This window comes from Halorubrum sp. SP9 (assembly GCF_005435015.1).
Classification (GTDB): domain Archaea; phylum Halobacteriota; class Halobacteria; order Halobacteriales; family Haloferacaceae; genus Halorubrum; species Halorubrum sodomense.
On the sequence record NZ_SGXU01000219.1, the window covers coordinates 1 to 703 of the forward strand.

The window sequence follows — 703 nt, forward strand, 5'->3', positions numbered from 1 at the left end:
AGCTAACCGTTCGGCTGCTGGTCAGATCTCGGTTGTTATCACACAAACGTAATGGCAATTGGCACGGCATCCATTACGAGGATGCCAAACAGCCCTTGTCGTTTGATCGGCCATGTTGGGGCATCTCGGAGCGATTCCCACGCTGGAGCGGACACGTCTAGGTCAGCGAAGTCTTGTCGTGGCTGTTGGTCGTCCCCCTTTGTCTCTCGTTGGAGCTCTTCGATCCGCTTCTGGCGTCCGTCTTCCATTTTTTGATGAAGACGCCAAAACGAGTGATACAGCCAGAACAACGCTAACGCGGCATACGCGGCAATCGGGCCGATATACAACACTACCCACGTGAGGCCCAGCAGCGTTGGCTCGATCCCATCCGCGGGAATATTAAGCACCCCTTCAGCGTAAAACCGATACGCAACGTAGCCTCCAGCGATCACCAATATCACGTTGACACGAGTTGCAAACCGACCGAAATCACGAAAGCCACCATGATCGTCGGGATGGAATGGCTGATATGTGAGGATATCTCGCTGGAGAAGGTCCGTAAATTTGTACACCAACAGAAACACGTCATACAGCATCGCGATCACAAACAGTGTTACAATGGCATAGACCACATACGCAATCTCACCCCATCCGGCCCACGGGCTCACAATAACTGGCAACAGTAGTGGGCCCAACGCAACAACGAGCGCAAACGCCACTG

At 53.3% G+C, this 703-nt stretch carries 1 pseudogene; it reads right to left on the minus strand.

Annotated features, from left to right (window positions below):
- Positions 1 to 38: 38 nt before the first annotated feature.
- Positions 39 to 703, minus strand: a pseudogene (locus tag EXE45_RS17280) (hypothetical protein); the annotation flags it as partial.